This window comes from Pseudorhodoplanes sp., from assembly GCF_050250235.1.
Taxonomy (GTDB): Bacteria; Pseudomonadota; Alphaproteobacteria; order Rhizobiales; family Xanthobacteraceae; genus Pseudorhodoplanes.
This window is the reverse complement of record NZ_JBFWPA010000130.1, coordinates 1-16379: the sequence shown is the minus strand read 5'-3', so window position 1 is coordinate 16379 and position 16379 is coordinate 1. Positions and strand designations below refer to the sequence as shown.

Here is a 16379-nt window from a genome sequence, read left to right as displayed (position 1 = left end):
CCTCCAACGCGTTCCATAAAGTGCGGTCCTAGAAGGGGTGAAAAACCCGAACGCCGCCGCGCGGCCATGCCGCCCGACATCACGACGACGCCGAAAGTCGCGCCGTCACGAATAAGACGGGTTAGCGACTGTCGCGAGAAGCCGGCGCAGAGGGGTCTCCAATCCGCCGAGGCGCTCCTCTTGCAGCCAGTGTGAAAGCGCGCGGGCCATGAGATCCTTCGTCAATGCGGCCGGAGGTTCGTGTTTCCGCTTCTCACGCCACATCTCGCGCAGCTCTTCGATGTTCATCGCCGCGATGCGGGCGAGCTCCGCATCGAGATCTATGGCGTCCGGCAGGCCCGCCGGACGCCGCCGCGAGGGGGACCGTGTCATCAGATCAGCCCCGAGCCGGGCAGGGGCGATTCGCGATCCGATAGAGCGATGCTCCAGGCGCGTGCGGGATGCGTTCGACTGCAAAACCACGCTTGCGAAGCCCCGTCAGAGCCGCTCGTGTTGTATGCGGTAGCCAGCCGGTCGCCTTGATCAGCGCATCGATCGTCACGCCCCCTTCCTTCGACAGCAGGTCGACGATGAGGGCCTGTTTGGATCCGGCGCGAGGCGCTGCGCCGATCAAATGTTGTCTCAATTTCTCAGCAACGCTAGCCTTCTGGGTCTCCACGGCGGCGCCGGCCCGCGTCGCTTCTAGACCGGAACGATCGGAAGGCATCGCGTCTTCTTCGACCCCGATCGCATCGCGGCCGGCGCGTGTGATCATGAGACTGATGTTCCTTCCTTCCGCTTCGCGCCAGACCGGCATTCCCGGCTTCGATCGACTCTCGCGCATGAGCTTACGAGCGACGAGACTCGATCCAACTTTCGCCGCCGCAGCCTTGCTCATCCCATGCGGCGCAACGGCGACGCCATCGTCCCGCGCGGCCGCCTTCGAGAGCACGATCAATTGATTGTCAGTAAGTTTCGGCATGTTCTCCTCCGTCGTGAGCAACAGCATTCGCTGTCACTGACACGACCCCGCCAAGGCGCTGTGCCGGCGGGGTGAGGAGAAGGGCTCCGGGCTTTGCTTGCCCGTCCATGACCTCAAGCAACGCTCTGTTCCGTAGAGAAGTCCAGAGAATTCGGGAGCGCTAAATCTGACGTGCGCGCCCCACAACAATGCGAAAGGCTTAGGATCGAGAGTTCGAATCCCTCCCTCTCCGCCAGAACCACATTAAGCATCTGATATTTCTTAAATCTGAGTATTCTCAGGCCCTTCCAGCTTCCCGACTGTTACACCGACGTGCTACACCGGGAGCATGGCAGAAGTGGCAAAACACCCTCGCTTGACGCGCCGTGGGACGGTTTACTGGTTTCGGGCGAAGGTCCCCGTGGACCTGCTGCCCGACTATTCCCCCAAGAAGGAACTTACGTTCAGCTTGCAGACAAGGGACCCCAAGGAAGCCTTGGTGAAGGTCCGCGTGGAGGCGGTGAAGCTGGACCAAGAGTTCGAGGCACGGAGGGCCAAGAGGACGGCTACGCGCCGCACCGCTGTCACCGAGGCTGAGATCGAACGGCTGGCCGCTTTGCACTACCACGTCATGCTTGAGGAAGATGAGGAGAGTCGGACGTTCGGGTTGGGAGATGAGGTGGTTTTCCGCCACGTCGATGAAGTTGTCACTGCGCACGGAGGGACGACCTCCTGGACGCCGGAACAACTCAAATCCGATTGCGGACTGAGTGAGCGTGAATACATCAAGACCTGCGAGAGTGTTGATCTTGTCCTTGAGGACGCTCGCCAACGCCTCGCCAGAGGTGACACGAGCCTGCTAGAGTTTGAAATAGATGACCTCTTAGAGAGCAACGGCATTCAACTTTCATCCGGCTCAAAAGACCGCCGCAAACTGTCGCTCGCCATTCTCAAAGCTCATGTAAGGGCGCTTGAAGCGTTGAAGGCCAGGAACGAAGGGCGGGCCATTGACACGCCCCCGGAGCCCGCACCCCCGACAAAGACCGAAGTGGCCAGCGTTCAGACCGATGGAACGCCACTTCTTTCGGAAGCTTTCGAAAAATGGAAGGCGGAACACAGAGGGCCGGCCAAAACCGCTGACGAGTTTCAGGCTCAAATGACTCGCTTTATTTCGCTTCACGAGGACTTGCCGATTGGTCAGATCACCAAAGCTCATGTCCGAGCCTTCAAGGACGCCATGCTGCAATTCCCTGCCCGTCCTTCGCATGATCTAAGAGAACTTCCGGTTGCTGATGTTATTAAGAGCGTCGAAGGCAAAACGGATGTTGCTCGCCTGTCCCCAAAGACGGTGAATGAGAAATGCTTGGCCTCGTTGAGAGCGGTGTTGAGCTATTGCGTAAACGAAGCGGGCTTCATCGACCAAAATCCGGCGGAAGGGGTTAGGGCTAGGGAAGATCGAACCGCGCAACCATCCCGCATTAGTTACACGGACGCCGACATTCAGACGATTCTTTCGTTTCCGATCTTTACCGAAAAGGAACGGCCTGTCGGCGGAGCGGGGGAGGCGGCAAAATGGTTGCCGCTCCTCGGTATGTATACGGGCGCTCGCTTGGAGGAATTGGCGCGGTTGACCTTGGCCGATGTCGGTGAAGAAGATGGTGTCCAATATGTTCACATTCGTGGTGGTGCCAACGGTCGAAGGGTCAAGACCAGAGGATCAGTGAGGAAGATACCTATTCATTCGAAACTCATAGAACTTGGTTTCTTGGATTACATTTTGACTTCACGGAAAGAGCCATCGTTGCGAATTTTCCCTCAGTTGAAGTCGCAACGTGAGAAACTATCGGCTGCGTGGTCACAATGGTGGGGGCGTTACTCACGTGATCATGGAATCGCTGATAGCAGAAAGGTTTTCCATTCCTTCCGTCATACGGTGAAACGCAAACTGCGGGATGCCGGAGTTGACAAGACACTTAGAGACGCTCTGATGGGCCACAAGGCGGACGATGTAGCTGAGGGCTATGGGCTGGATCATGAAGGGCTTGGAATATCCCTCCCGGTCTTGGCGAAGGCTGTAGAGCAGATTGTTTTCAAGGAATCGGAAAAGACGACAGATACATTGGATAGCGTGCACGCTTCTAATTTTGCCGCAAGAATTTCTTTGACTACCTCGCATTCGCATCGTTGAACTTTTCCCCCATGCTGGGGGTGAGTGCCGCTTAGAATGCATCGACGGCGTGAGAGGAGGGCATCGCCGATGAGCACGAAGGGACATTATCTGGGTGGCCACACTACGTTCCGAGTTGGTGACCGCAGTTGGGGCAAAGTTGACAAACGACCAAGAGAGGATCGCGCCTATCCGCCGCCAAGGTCTGCTGCCGAAGAGAGGGAATTTGAACGCTTTAAGGAGCGCGTTAAGAATCCACCTGCCGAATACGTCCTTATAAAGCGCGAGGATGTTCGCCCTAAGCGGAAGAAGCGCGTAGAGCAACTTCTCGAAGCTTCTAACTCTGGCGGGAAACGAAAGAACAAGAAAGTCGGCAAAGCTACCAAAGAAGCCGAACAGCGATCAGCGAAACGCCTTCTTGAAAAACGCGCTCGAATCAAGGGTGGATGACGGCGCAAGGTCCAGCCTCACCTGCTGTAGCCAACCGTCTCAAGTCACAGTGTTTTCATATCTATGCTGCTGATCTTTCAAAATTCGGTAGACGCTAGCCCGGCCAATACCTAGCTTGACAGCAATCTCAGAAGCGCCTTTCCCGGCCTTGTAGAGCCTCAGGACATCATCCGACTTGGCGCGGGCAGTCATCGCTCTCCCTTTGTATTTTCCTTCTTCCTTGGCCTTCGCAATGCCTTCCCGCTGGCGTTCAAGCATGACCTCCCGTTCGAACTGCGCCACGCTGCCCACAAGGTTGAGCAGCAAGCGCCCGGTTGGCGTGTTCGTATCGAGGTTCATGGCGAGGATGCGCAATGATGCGCCCCTGCCTTCCAATCGTTCCATAATCTTTACGAGGTCGGGCACTGAGCGAGCCAAGCGGTCGAGCTTGGTTACGACAAGCGTATCGCCTTTGCGGACAAACTTTAGTGCCTTCTCCAACTCCTCCCGGCGCTGAACTGAGGACACCTGTTCCTCAAAAAGTTCTTCGCAGCCCGACGCCTTCAAGTCCCTCCGCTGGGCGTCCAACCCTGCGGCCTGTTCCGTGGTGCTGGTTCGCGCATAGCCCACAAGCATCGCATTCTCCCTGTCTCAGTAAATGCACCACATTGTGAGAAACAGGGAATCTCAAGTCAACACCATTTATCTGAGACAGCATTTTGAGCTTATGAGAATGACTCACAAGGGCAGGGTCATATGAGACGGAGCACAACTAGATTGCGGCGAAGCGCGCCCATCCTGAAACACTGGGTGCAACTGCCTCTTGTTGAGCCTGATCAGATGGTGCTTTGGGGCGTCGCTGGCGGAAGAGGCATCCATCTGATCCAAGTGTTGACGGAGAAATTCAGGAAACCGCTGATCGCTGTCGCTCGTGATCGAGTTTCGACCAGCCTCGATTGCAACGCGGGCAGTTACCCCGCTACCTGCGAAGAAGTCGAGCACCGTCGAACCGGGGTAAGACAACGAGCGAACCAACCGCTCTATAAGTACCTTGGGCTTCTGCGTTGGATGGCCAACACGCTCTTTTGAGTTGCCGTTCAGCCGAGGTATTCTCCAAACGTTGGTGGGGTTAATGCCCTTTTCGAGGTTTCTGGGATTAAGCCTCTTGTCCTTTTTGTAAACATCAAGAGTCTTTTGATCGAGCTTAGTTCGCACTGCGTCCAAATCGAAGTAGTATTTTGACGTCTTGGCAAACCATGCGATCTCTTCGTGCCTGTTAGCGAAGAACCTCTGCGCGCTCATACCGTTCGGGTAGTTCCAAATGATCAGATTGGCGAGCAGCATGTCACTGTGCTGACGCAGCCACGCGATGAGACTGAGCAGGTCACCTGAACCTGCCTCACCTTGATATTGAAGCCCTCCAAACAATACAAAGTTACCTGAGGGAGCCAGGACGCGCTGGACTTCGGTTAGCCACACACCGGCCCAATCGACATAATCGTGCAATGCGTCCCAGTGTGCGACGCTGATATTGTATGGTGGATCGCAGATCACTAACTGAATTGATTGGTCTGGGATCGTCCGCAAGAGGTCCAAGCAGTCGACCACGGCCGTAAGGTGAAAGGTCTCTTCCGGCTGTGTCCCGCTGACGTTAACGGCAGAGGAATGCGTCATTCCCCGCTTACGAAGCATGTTCATGCCTCGATGGCCGGCGTTCCTGTGTGACCTATTGCTCATCTGGGATGCTCACCAATTCACGAAGATAGTACCGCTCGCTTAGGAAGTCGTCCCCAAACAGGCGTCGAAGGTCGTTCATGTCGCTAGCAGACAAGCTCGCAGGCGCAGTGGGCCACGAAGAGATAATTGCAGCCAACCTTGAACGGCCAACCGTGTCGTAATCGTCTTCGGGTTTGATTAACAGGTCGGCCGAGAGTGCAAGCTTCTCAACCATCACACTGTCTTGATTCTGCGTAACGATCGAACAAGAATCTAGAAGGTTTATTAGGAAGGGGCACCGGTGCCTCGCGCCCTCGTGTGTAGCAGGTTCGATTCCCATCTCATCGCAGAAAGCCTTCACGGGCTTGGACTCGAAGAAGCTGCTATAGATGCGGCTCTTTGAGACGCTGCGGACACGCTCCTGATGATAGAGAAGCTGGAGCAGTTGCTTCACGGCTGGCATGTTCAAGACAATGGAGAACCATAGCTCCCGCAGTTCGGGAGAAACTTCATGCGCTCGACGCAAAGTTTCGATGTAGTACGAAGGGCTTCGTGGCATCTTTGTAGAAAGCTCGCCCTCATCTTCGGCCTCTATGATCAGGTCCCGGTCACTAACGTATGGCTGCAACGATGACCAAAGGCGTTCCGCCTTTTCAGTGAGCTTTGGCTCATAATCGGCAAGATTCTCCACCGCGCGTGGATCGGTGATCAGGCCAAGTTCGATTGCAGCCAATAGCTTGTACTTGATCTGACGACGATACCCTGCCAGTCGACCTTCTCCTAGCGAGCCATTGAGGCGTATGTATTCATCGTCAAAGGCTGTGCCGCTCCGATCACCCGAAAAATAATAGAGTGTGGACAAAAGGTGCCCTGGGTGAGTGCCTTGCGGATAGTGATAGCTGGACTCAGTGTGCCTTAGAAATCGTCCCTTGTCGCTCACGTGAGAGAGGACCCTGCCGGCAGCAGTACGTGGAGTGGGACCCTTTCTCCCAGTCGGTGCCCGATCGGTCTCTATGCCCGGCAGTTTGAAAAGCGGCCGGAGGCGTGGAAGGGACTTACGGGAACCTGACTCCTCTTTGCTCGCAGCACCTTCGCTGCCCGCTGTACGAATTGGCGCGAGGGACAAGAGCCCAAATTCCAGGAGCTTATCAACGTCAATTGGCTCGCTGATCACAGAAAGCCCACCAGACTTGTTAAGGAACCATGCGTCTATGGTGCTCGATATTTTATCAAGGACAGCCGCTGTATCGGCTTCTCTAGTGTCGAGAATGATACCAGCCTCAATGTTCGAACCTTCCATTGCTGGTCCAGTCAAATTAGCCGAACCAACGTAGGCGGTCTGTGAGCCATCTTCCCTCATGATGTGATATGCTTTGGGATGGAAGAGCGAGCCTGCGAAGCTGACAACTCCTATTGCTACGTTCTTCCGAGGAATCCCCAAAACCCCAGCCGCAAAAGCCACGTGGCTTGCGACCGTCACACCGTCGTTTGAGCCTAGCAAAAGCCTTACGGTCAAACCGTCGGCTGCGCACTTCTTGAGCGCAGGAAGAAGGACGCTCAACCCATCGATTGAGAAGTAGCCACTCTGACACCGTAGTTCCCGTACGCCAGATTGAAGGACCTCCTCCATCCAGGCGGCCACTGTCTCATCAGCGGATCGGATGCTCGAATCAATGTATCGCATTACGCAGTATCGCAGTGCGATCTGCGGCCAAACAAACGGTTTCGGTCGCTCTCCACCGCAAATTGAGGCCGGCTTGTTTCGGCGATTTTTTAGCAATGAAGTTGGTTCAGTGAAAAAGCTTGAGTGGGAAGTTAGAAGCTGACCAATCGCCCCGTGGACAACGCCTGCCGTAGCCTCAGCTACTTAGTTCACATCTTAGGTACAGACTATGATCTGATCTCAGCTTTATCTTAATATAACTTAGATTTATTTTTAATATTGCTTAGTTGTGCTCCCGCCGTGTAAAAATTTCGTGTCTGTCTTCTTTAGGGCGGATACAAAATACGAAAGGAGCAAAATGAAAAGAGTTTGTAAGGTGCAAAGATGCGAGGCGGCAGCGAGCGGCTATGGGGTGTACTGCCCCAAGCACAAGGCGAACGACAGGCGGCACGGCGCTCCGACGCAGAAAGGCATCACGAAGTCTAACCTGAAACCATACCGGGAGATGGTTTCGCAAAGAGTTCTCAAGAACGCTGAAAATCCTGTCTGGCGGAAGGCAGAGGAAAGATGGCTTACGGTCGTTCGATTGGCGGAGGGCGTTATCGGCCGGTTCGCATCAGGTCGGCCAGGGTTTGCTTGGGAGCGAAGAGCGGCGGTTGAAGTCGTTAAACTCTCCCAGCATGTAGCGGCGCGGGAAATCGTGGAAACAACACTCGCCGTCTATCTCATGCAAGACCTCGAACCACGGAGGTTTTGTTCAGAGCGAGCATTCAGGACTCAATTGGTTCGGCGGGTCAGAGGTCTTGCAGAGGTAAATTCCGGGAAATGGCTGGACCCTGGTTCAGGCAAGGTCAGGCGGGTCTATGACGAGTTGCCACCGAAAGTGACGGATGCAATTGCTGAGTGGGTTGTTGCAGCCTTGGGAGGCATTGGCGTTTATCTCGCCAAGCTGGAGTCAGAGAAGGCTAGGAAAGAAGAGCAGGAGGCGATGGAGTTGGCGGAGGCATTGGAAGGGGTGCAATAACGATGAACATTCATGTTCAGAAGGAGCAAGGCGCTACATCGCTTCCCGTTGAAGACTCACCGGAGTTTGAGGCGCAGATTCAACGGATACAGGAAGAGTTGACGTCGAAGTTTGCATGGTCGGCGCAGCAGGACGGCATCATTTATCGGCGTGATCCTTTGTTAGGCAAGCCGATGGACGATAAGACGTTCAATAGGGTCTCAAGAGCGAACCATTCCTTCCGATATAGAAATCATAAAGGGGAGAAACTCTGGTTCTATTCGATGCAGGACATCATCTCAGCATTGGACGATCCAGAATTGGACTTCGGATTTATCCTTACAGAAGGCGTCCAGTTCCTTCCCGGTGAGCCGGAGGTGACGGCGGACGAAATGGGTCGCAAGGTGCTAAACCTGTGGCGAGCGCCGGAGTGGGAGGTGCGACAGGAGTTTGAGGAGCCGAGCGTCTTTCTTGAACATGTGGCTTATCTCTATGATGGTGATCAAGCGGCGGTAGATCACATCTTGGACTTTATGGCTCACATGGTTCAACGGCCTGCGCAGCGGGTGAACCATGCCTTGCTGCTTACAAGCGAAGCGAAGGGGATCGGTAAATCGACACTCGGGACGATCATGCGCAAGCTGGTAGGCGTGAAGAATAGCAGGGTTGCCCAGGCAAAGGATTTGAAAAGCAGCTTCGACGGTTGGTTGGTCGGACAGCTTCTTATCCAGGTGGACGAAATTTACGAGTACGGCAACTGGGACCTTTCAAACAAGCTCAAGGGCGTAATTACCGATCCAACCATCAGCGTGAATTTGAAATATCAGCCGCAGATGGAGGTCAGGAACTTCGCCCGATTGGTTCTGTTCTCCAATCACACAGCTCCCATCGACCTGGAGGAAGGGGATCGACGGTATTTCGTTTTCAACAGCCAAGCTCAGCCGAGGGACGGAGCATACTATGAGGCCCTGCACGGGTTTATCGACGATACCGAGGGCGTGAACGCTATCTACTCTTATTTGATGAAGAGGGAGCTATCGGGTTTCAAGCCCTTTGCTCCGCCACCGATGACGCAGGCCAAGTCCGATATCATCGAAGTCAGCGGCAATCCTCTGAGGCACTACATCTTGGATGCAGTGGAGAGCGGGCATCTGGTCGCCGAACTAGGTAGCAGTGAAGCAAGTCTAGGGGAGATTCAGCGACTCCTTACGAAGGAAGGATACGGTCAGCACGCCAAGAGCGTGAAAGAGCTTGGCTCGGCGCTCCGAGCGGCGGGTGTGACCAAAGTTAGACGGGGCTCAGGGCAAAGACGAAGCTGGAAATATGTTTTCCACGAAGTGGAGCGCCAGAGTGAAGGCCATGCTGTTGAGTTCTGATCTGGGTCAGGGGAGGTGAGCGGTTTCCTGTTGGACACCATGGGTGTGCTGACAAGCCTTTCAAAATACTGAGCCTATCAAGGTCCCGAGTAGCGCCCATGAAGGATTCGCTACTTGGGTTCTTGGACGTGAAAAGGTTCCGCTGCGCTTTCCAGCGGGAGAGCGGTTTCAGAACCTCTAAATGCTTTTTAGCAAGACTTGCATTGTTCCACCGAACTGTTACACCAGTAGCTGGGAACGCCGGACGACAGCCTTCGATAAATCAGATAGTTCCACGCGCACCGGGGGCGGGGAAGGCGTTTCCCTCCCTCTCCGCCATCGCTCATGCACAACTAATTGATTTAAATTCATATTCATAGTTTAATTCGGCGATGGTATTACATTGAGTATTACATTTCGACGGCGCTTGGCCGATTTCAGCGCCCTTGTTCTCAATCCGCTGTCGGCGTCAATCTCGCTGCGCGCGATGTTGGACGCACAGACTACAAGGATTCCCTTCTTGCGTTTCTTTCACATGGGCGCTCAGTTCTAGCGCTTGCTTGAAGGTCATCCAGATCGGGGCGGCGAAGCCTTTGGTGATCGCTTTGGACCACAGCATCAGCACTTTAATCTCGCGATCCATTGCTCCGCAGAGGCGAAGTCGTGGAGACGGCATTGGCGCATGCCATTGGCGACTCTGCGGAGCGGGTGAACCGCCCCGGCCTCTGACTTACCCTCGTGAATTATCCCCGGCTGTCTTCGAACATCCCGACACCCTTTCTCCTGGCTTCCCGGTTGCTTCATCGCGTATCAACTGTCCGCAACGTATCAATTGCCTCAGCGACGTCCGAAGATAGTTTCTCGCCGCAGGACAAAAAATCGCCGGTCGCCTCGTTCATATACAAATCGCGCCTAAGCTCGATCATCACCGACGCGACTTCCTTCATCGCAATATGTTTTGATGGCACGATTGTCCCGGCGAACGGCTCGTTTATGCCGACACTGTAACCAAGGTGCTCAAACTTGCCGACGAGGAGATCGCAAAGCCAAGCAGGCGTATGGAAAGAGTCTGTGCCAATGCAGATTTCAGGACGGCTGGGGTTTTGATTCAGCTCATAGGGGAGCGGAGACGAGGGGAAGCTGTGGCAATCGACGATGAGGGCCCTCCCAAACTCTTTAATCTGCTTATCGACAGCCCATGAAAGCGCCGCGTGATGCGGGATGTAATACTCGCGAACAAGTCGGATTTTGTCATCGAGATTGGCGCGCAACGCGGTTCCATCGTGGCCGTTAGTGTAGACAACCCCCATTCCTTGCACAGACATGGGCTCTTCGGAATCATCGACAAAACGCTCAGGATCGATGACAAGGCGCGAGACCGGAAATTTAATAACCGCATCGCCGTCTTTTACCGCCGCTCCGAAGATTGCATCGGTATGAAGGTCCGTCATCATAAGAAGTTCCACCCTTAGTTCGGCATCCGAGATGATCAAGCTTGGCCGCAACTCTGGAGGGATGTGCGTCGACGCGTGCGGAATATGGAATATGATTGGTGACAGGTGACGCTGCTCAGTCATTCATCGCCTTCTTTTACCTCACGCCCGGCCGGCCGAGTTTATCCCGCGCTGACTAACGAAGACACGGAAATTCTGTTCGGATGCTCGACCGAATAGACGCATTTTGGGACCCTTTCATCGCGTTTAAGCTTGCCATCCAACTGGCCGAATGGGGCTCGAAGTGCCATTGACCGCAGCATGATTTTGCCGGCGGCGGGATGCTGCGGGGCGCGGCGGCGCAGAAGCATGCAGGGGAGGCAGCTAAGATTTGTTCTTAGCGCGGCAGCCGCACCTTCACCGGAGAGAGGCTGTGGCGGAGAATTTTAGCCGAGTGGACTGACGGCAAAATGCCGACGTTCGTCTTTGCTACTGCCGAGAAGGCCGTGAGCATGGAATGCTTGGTCTATCGGCTGCTTATCAAGGCGACAGGAAAAGAAACCGGGGCAGTGAATATCGCGCCGGGATAGGAGAGAAAGAGAGGGTAGCAAAATGTCCAACGCAACGGCTTTAACCGAGCGCTTTGACCGCGCCTTGCTCTACGCGACGCATGTGCATGGCGGGCAGGTGCGCAAAGGCACGTCGACGCCCTACGTCGCACATTTGCTGGCGGTCGGTGCGACGGTGTTGGAATACGGCGGGTCCGAGGACATGGCGATCGCGGGCTTGTTGCATGACGCCGTCGAGGACCAGGGGGGCGAGCCGCGACTTGCCGATATCCGCAATCGCTTTGGCGACGGGGTTGCGGATATAGTGCTTGCGTGCTCGGACAGCGCCTCCGCGAACCAACCAAAGGGAGGAATGGCGGGTTCGCAAGCAACGTTACATCGACCACCTCGACAGGGTCGACGAGGAAACGCTGCTGGTGTCGCTGTCGGACAAAATCCATAACGCCCGCTCGATCCTACGCGACCTGCGCAAGCCGGAAATTGGCGCGAGAATTTGGAAGCGGTTCAAACCATCAAAGGCCGATACACTTTGGTATTACCGTGAGGTAGCGAACGCCTTCCAAAAGCTGCTGCCCGGACAACTGGCCGATGAACTCGCGGAAATCGTCGGTGGGTTCAAAAAGGCGCGCGTCGCCGTCGCCAGGAAGCTTGCGGTCATTCTTCACGCCATGTGGAAGACAAACACTCCCTTCCATTGGCGCGCAAACGCCACATGATTAGATCCATGCGGCGCTGACTTCGCCCCAACGGCGCGTCCCCGCCGGGACGTATGGCGCGGATCAGGCCGACCCCTGAAATGCCGATCATCGTCACCGCGGCGACGATCAGAGCGTGGATCACTTCGGCCGATCCACCATCCGACGCCAACATGCGGCGACCCCACAGGTCAACCGCGGAGAGAACTCTGAACCCGGCGAGAATGCGCAAACCGCGAAATCAATGCTTGACGTCCGCGATTAGAGAACTTTTTAGGGGGCAGACGAAATCCCTGTGCCGCCCACCATTAAAAGTGCTGATCCAGAGTGATTTTCTCGGTCGCCCCCAAAATAAGCACACCTCCATCTTGTCAGTCTGTCTGTCGAGCATGTCTTTGCCGAGCAAAAGGATCGAATGGGGCTGTTTATCCGCACGATCGGGATCGCCAGAGCCAAAGTGAAAATCGGCATGGCCAATCTCGTCCACAACTTCAAGCGGCTCGTCTTCCTGCAACGAATGGCCGCCGCATGACGCCAAAGAATGGGCGCTGGCCGCTCGCGCAATCCTGCGCCGGTGATGACCTGCCGTCGAAGCGATCGAAATCAGTCTCAACACTCACAACCGACAAACCATCACGTTGATACAAGCGTCCAGCTCCACGGCACGCACTTCGTCTCTGACATCGACTCCACGCTGCAAATGTCAGATGACACGGGAAGCCCACTCGTCAACAGGAGCTAAGTGGCCGAAAATCCCGCGCCTCTATAGCACCCCCGCTGCTAGCAAATCACTGCTCGACATGATCTCACAACACTGAGGCGGAACAGAGCCATTAAAGAATGCAGCTATCCAGTCAGTGGATTGTTAGTGGACTCCGCCAGCTAAGACTTTTGCCCACCGGTTAGTCCTACGATGGACGTCGGCACGGTCGAAGAAGTCCTTCTCATGGCCTGTTACTTTATGTGTGTAGTCGGGTACGAAATTCCGATACAGCTTGTCTCGCGTCCGGGGGCCGACAAATTCGTCAATCAGGCTCAACCAAGTCGGCACTCTCTGGCGCCACGGTCCCTTGGTTCCGTCCCTGACTTCGCGATACGCGGCCTCGGTTAATCGCGCGATCTCATCAACCAAAGCGACGGCTGGATCGTCGCTCGGGAAAAACCGTCGCCGAGCCCATTGGCGCAGCATAGAGCTGCCCCCGTCATGCGACCCGGCTGAGGCAGCGGCCAGCATCTCGTCCTCGTTGGTCACGCTGGTGACCAGATCGCACCATTCATATCGTAGCGAGGGTGGAAGCGGTGTCGGCTCAACCTTGCGGATCGTCTTGTTCGCAAGCGAGGCTTCAATAAGGACCGTGCTGTATGAGGAAATTACCACGTCTGATGCTATGACCCAGTCTCGTGCGGTTTCCTCTTTGATTATGTGAAACCTGGGATTCGAAATGCCAATTTCATCGCCGAGGAACTGGGCGAGCCGGTCCCTGTCGACAGAAGGTCGGGGACGAAAAATGACCTCCACATCGTCCAGCGATGAGAGCGCCTCGGTCCAGCGGCCAAGGGTAGCCAGCGATGCCCTACAGTACTCTCTGAGGGATCTCAACTCTTTATTGAATTCATCCGGCAGCAGAAATGCGCACCTGATTAACTCGATTATTTCGTCCGAATAAAATGCGAATCCATAGTTCTCTGGGACAAAAATCCACCTCTTATTGCGATCCAACTTGAACTTCTTCGAAAGCGCGGACCGACTATTGAAGTAATTAAGGTACGGATCGTCATACAATTTGTACAAAGCATGTCCTATAACCGAAATATTTTCCGGATTCACGTCATTTTTTATCAGAAAGTCCCGATAGTCATCGGACCATGCCAAGTAATGAACTTCCTGCCTCGCGAAATCATCGATCGGCCGGTGAAGCTTCAGATCGATTGGGCAAAATATCTGCTCCCATGACAGGCTCGCATACTTTGCGTGAGGCCATGCCGATATATAGTCCTTTCGAAGTTTCCACTCAGAAGAATAAAATGAGCTAAAAAATACAATTTTTGGCTGCTGCTTCCGCAAGAGCTGAGGAGCATCGGCTGATACGTTTGCGATCTCCAGGTCAATACCGTATCTCTTCTTTAGTTTTAGCCGGGCAAGGCAGGCGACGTCGAGCTCCCTGTCCACATGTTCGACCAGACAAATCGCCTTCATCGTCTTATCCGCTCCCCTTCAAGCTACGTAGACACCGCGCAGCCCGCATCAGAATACGCGGCCCTCTATCCCTTCGTTTTGCTGCGTCACCGTCACCGATTTAATCCTCTTGCCGAGTGCAAAGCCGACCACGGCGTGGCTGGCTTCCTGATAACACGCCCTGTCGAGTTGGTCGAGAAAGACGGCAATACTAGTCACGTGAATCTAGCTCTTCTCTGACTTGTGTTTGTCTTCAACGATGGCCGAGTTTGGTTAGCTCGAATGTGAATGAATGGCGTCTTACCGGCTCGATCAACGCCATCAAGTTCGATCCCTGTAGCTTCCTCAGTTCGGCACCCATAACAGCCCGTTGACGAAGTCGCTTTCGACTGATTCTGTCCGAGCATTAGAGATTGACGATTGACGGACAGCGACGATGGCGATGGGTCGCGAGAGCGAGGTTCAGGGCGACCTCATGGTGACATGGAAAGGGATGCCTCGCTCGCCCGGCCATGTGTTTTACGACCGTCTCCAGCAGCTGTTGGCCGACGCCGGCTTCGATGCTTTTGTCGAAGAGACCTGCAAGCCATATTACGCGCCGAAGATGGGCGCTCTGTCGTTGCCGCCTGGTCGTTATTTCCGCATGCATATGATCGGTTATTTCGAAGGGCTCGACAGCGAGCGCGGCATTGTCTGGCGCTGCTCGGATTCGAGATCGCTGGGAGATTTCATTCGGCTCGGCAAGCGCGACAAGGTTCCCGATCATTCCTGGTTGTCGAAGACGCGCAGCCGTCTGCCGCACGAAGTGCACGAGAAGGTGTTCGCCTTCGTCCTGAAGCTCGTCGCCGAGCATGGTCTGGTGAAGGGCGAGCGGCTCGGCGTCGACGGGTCGACGATGGAAGCCAACGCGGCGCTGCGGACGATCGTGCGCCGTGACAATGGCGAAGGCTATCGCGAGATGCTGACTCGGATGGCCAAGGAAAGCGGTGTCGAGACGCCGACGATCGACGACCTGATCCGGCTCGACCGTAAGCGCAAGGGTAAGAAGCTCTCGAACGAGGACTGGACGAGCAAGACCGATCCGGAGGCGAAGATCGCCAAGATGAAGCCGGCTCGACGCATCTCGCCTACAAGCCCGAACATGCGGTCGATCTCGACACGGGCGTGATCGTGGCGGCGCCGATCCACGAGGCCGACAAGGGCGACACGACAACGCTCGATCCCACGCTGAAGGAAGCGGAAAAGAATCTGTCTGCTGTGGGCCTTGCGCCGACGCCGGGGGGAACTCTGCGATCTCGTCGCCGATAAAGGCTACCACTCGCGCGACGTTTTGAAAGGCCTCGACGACGGCCCATGGAAAACGCGCATCGCGGAGCCGCGACCGAGCAAGGGCTATTCGCGATGGCATGGCGACGACGAGGCGCGCGCGGCGGTCTATGGCAATCGCACCCGGTTGAGGTCAGGCGTCGGCAAGGGGGCCATGCGCAAACGCGGCGAGATCGTCGAACGCAGTTTCGCCCATGTTCTGGAGCGCGGCGGCATGCGCCGAACATGGTTGCGCAGTCGCGAAAATGTCCACAAGCGCTACCTCATTCATGTTGCGGGCTACAATCTCGGGGTTTTGATGCGCGCGCTGTTCGGCGCCGGCACGCCGAGGGAGGCCGCAAACGTCAGATTTGCGTTCCTGGTCATCATTCCAGCCGCCGACATGATCGCAGTCGTGTTCCTCGCCGCCTCCGACGCGGAGACGGCGGCGCTGATCGTCGCCGTAACATGCGAAGCCGACTGATCAAATTGCGACATTTTCAACGGGCTGTTAGCTTCGCGACAATCTTCTCGGGCTTGTGCCGTTTCCTGCCCATCTCAAATCCTCCTCAAAAGCCCAAAAGCCATACTTCACGGAGGATCACTTAGCGTAATCGCGGGGCGCGGCCCTCGCGTCGAGAGCGGCGGTTCCCCAGACTGATCGTGTCACGAATCAGCCTTTGTTGCCGCACTCGATGTCTCACTGGAAGCCACGGCCGTTTGCGTCGTCGACGAAGAGGGTCGGATTCTCGCCGAGAAGAAGATACCGACCTGTCCTGACGCGATTGCTTCCTGGTTGGCCAAAACCGTGCCTGATCTCGCTCGCGTCGGGATGGAGACTGGTCCATTGGCTGTGTGGTTGTGGAACGAGTTGCGCGACAAGGGCCTGCCAATCATTTGTATGGATGCTCGGCACGCCAACGCCGCG

General features: G+C 55.5%; 18 protein-coding genes and 1 pseudogene. 9 read left to right on the top strand and 10 right to left on the bottom strand.

What is annotated here, in order from left to right; all coding sequences use genetic code 11:
* Positions 1-105: 105 nt before the first annotated feature.
* Positions 106-372, bottom strand: a complete 267-nt coding sequence (locus tag AB7F49_RS31980) for a DUF2924 domain-containing protein (protein ID WP_428529877.1) — start codon at positions 370-372, stop codon at positions 106-108.
* A 4-nt stretch (positions 373-376) separates the two neighbouring features.
* A complete protein-coding gene (locus AB7F49_RS31975) occupies positions 377-961 on the bottom strand; it encodes a DUF3489 domain-containing protein (protein ID WP_428529876.1) in 585 nt (194 codons plus the stop codon).
* 328 nt (positions 962-1289) lie between these two features.
* Here AB7F49_RS31975 and AB7F49_RS31970 point away from each other — a divergent pair, with 328 nt between their 5' ends.
* Together AB7F49_RS31970 and AB7F49_RS31965 are read left to right on the top strand one after the other, a co-directional pair.
* A complete protein-coding gene (locus AB7F49_RS31970; RefSeq protein ID WP_428529875.1) occupies positions 1290-3128 on the top strand; it encodes a DUF6538 domain-containing protein in 1839 nt (612 codons plus the stop codon).
* A 69-nt stretch (positions 3129-3197) separates the two neighbouring features.
* Positions 3198-3557 (top strand): hypothetical protein, encoded by a 360-nt coding sequence (locus AB7F49_RS31965; protein ID WP_428529874.1) that lies wholly within the window; start codon positions 3198-3200, stop codon positions 3555-3557.
* Between the two features lie 39 nt (positions 3558-3596).
* On the opposite strand, the gene AB7F49_RS31960 is transcribed toward AB7F49_RS31965, so the two are convergent.
* The 3 genes from AB7F49_RS31960 to AB7F49_RS31950 form a co-directional block, all read right to left on the bottom strand.
* Positions 3597-4172 carry a recombinase family protein gene (locus AB7F49_RS31960; protein ID WP_428529873.1) on the bottom strand — a complete coding sequence of 192 codons (576 nt, stop codon included), beginning with the start codon at positions 4170-4172 and terminating at the stop codon, positions 3597-3599.
* A 102-nt stretch (positions 4173-4274) separates the two neighbouring features.
* Positions 4275-5234 carry a DNA-methyltransferase gene (locus tag AB7F49_RS31955; protein WP_428529872.1) on the bottom strand — a complete coding sequence of 320 codons (960 nt, stop codon included), beginning with the start codon at positions 5232-5234 and terminating at the stop codon, positions 4275-4277.
* 28 nt (positions 5235-5262) lie between these two features.
* A complete protein-coding gene (locus tag AB7F49_RS31950) occupies positions 5263-6936 on the bottom strand; it encodes a restriction endonuclease PLD domain-containing protein (RefSeq protein WP_428529871.1) in 1674 nt (557 codons plus the stop codon).
* A 292-nt stretch (positions 6937-7228) separates the two neighbouring features.
* Here AB7F49_RS31950 and AB7F49_RS31945 point away from each other — a divergent pair, with 292 nt between their 5' ends.
* Positions 7229-7939: a hypothetical protein gene (locus AB7F49_RS31945; RefSeq protein ID WP_428529870.1), complete on the top strand. Its 711-nt coding sequence runs from the start codon at positions 7229-7231 to the stop codon at positions 7937-7939.
* Positions 7940-7941: 2 nt separating this feature from the next.
* A complete protein-coding gene (locus tag AB7F49_RS31940; RefSeq protein ID WP_428529869.1) occupies positions 7942-9294 on the top strand; it encodes a primase-helicase family protein in 1353 nt (450 codons plus the stop codon).
* A 448-nt stretch (positions 9295-9742) separates the two neighbouring features.
* Here AB7F49_RS31940 and AB7F49_RS31935 read toward each other — a convergent pair whose 3' ends face one another.
* Positions 9743-9916, bottom strand: coding sequence for an ArdC family protein (locus AB7F49_RS31935; protein WP_428529868.1), 174 nt, complete (start codon positions 9914-9916; stop codon positions 9743-9745).
* A gap of 157 nt (positions 9917-10073) precedes the next feature.
* On the bottom strand, positions 10074-10850 hold the full coding sequence (locus AB7F49_RS31930; RefSeq protein ID WP_428529867.1) for an N-formylglutamate amidohydrolase: 777 nt from the start codon (positions 10848-10850) through the stop codon (positions 10074-10076).
* 468 nt (positions 10851-11318) lie between these two features.
* Here AB7F49_RS31930 and AB7F49_RS31925 point away from each other — a divergent pair, with 468 nt between their 5' ends.
* The 3 genes and pseudogenes from AB7F49_RS31925 to AB7F49_RS31915 form a co-directional block, all read left to right on the top strand.
* Entirely contained in the window at positions 11319-11717 is a 399-nt protein-coding gene (locus tag AB7F49_RS31925; RefSeq protein WP_428529866.1) for an HD domain-containing protein, read from the top strand.
* Complete coding sequence (locus AB7F49_RS31920) at positions 11692-11991, top strand: hypothetical protein (RefSeq protein WP_428529878.1); 300 nt, start codon at positions 11692-11694, stop codon at positions 11989-11991. Before AB7F49_RS31925 ends, AB7F49_RS31920 begins: the two co-directional genes overlap by 26 nt.
* Positions 11992-12340: 349 nt before the next feature.
* A pseudogene (locus tag AB7F49_RS31915) lies at positions 12341-12502 on the top strand (IS5/IS1182 family transposase); the annotation flags it as partial.
* A 333-nt stretch (positions 12503-12835) separates the two neighbouring features.
* On the opposite strand, the gene AB7F49_RS31910 reads toward AB7F49_RS31915, so the two are convergent.
* Together AB7F49_RS31910 and AB7F49_RS31905 are read right to left on the bottom strand one after the other, a co-directional pair.
* Positions 12836-14167 carry a hypothetical protein gene (locus AB7F49_RS31910; RefSeq protein ID WP_428529865.1) on the bottom strand — a complete coding sequence of 444 codons (1332 nt, stop codon included), beginning with the start codon at positions 14165-14167 and terminating at the stop codon, positions 12836-12838.
* A gap of 48 nt (positions 14168-14215) precedes the next feature.
* The gene (locus tag AB7F49_RS31905) at positions 14216-14365 is read right to left on the bottom strand and encodes a hypothetical protein (protein ID WP_428529864.1); all 150 of its coding nucleotides are present in this window, start codon (positions 14363-14365) and stop codon (positions 14216-14218) included.
* A 217-nt stretch (positions 14366-14582) separates the two neighbouring features.
* Between AB7F49_RS31905 and AB7F49_RS31900 the strand changes: the two genes are divergently transcribed.
* Both AB7F49_RS31900 and AB7F49_RS31895 read left to right on the top strand, forming a co-directional pair.
* Positions 14583-15314, top strand: a complete 732-nt coding sequence (locus tag AB7F49_RS31900) for a transposase (RefSeq protein ID WP_428529863.1) — start codon at positions 14583-14585, stop codon at positions 15312-15314.
* A gap of 96 nt (positions 15315-15410) precedes the next feature.
* Positions 15411-15935: a hypothetical protein gene (locus AB7F49_RS31895; RefSeq protein ID WP_428529862.1), complete on the top strand. Its 525-nt coding sequence runs from the start codon at positions 15411-15413 to the stop codon at positions 15933-15935.
* 216 nt (positions 15936-16151) lie between these two features.
* Here the strand turns inward: AB7F49_RS31895 and AB7F49_RS31890 are convergent.
* Positions 16152-16379 (bottom strand): hypothetical protein (locus AB7F49_RS31890; protein ID WP_428529861.1); only part of this gene is annotated, 228 nt, incomplete at its 5' end.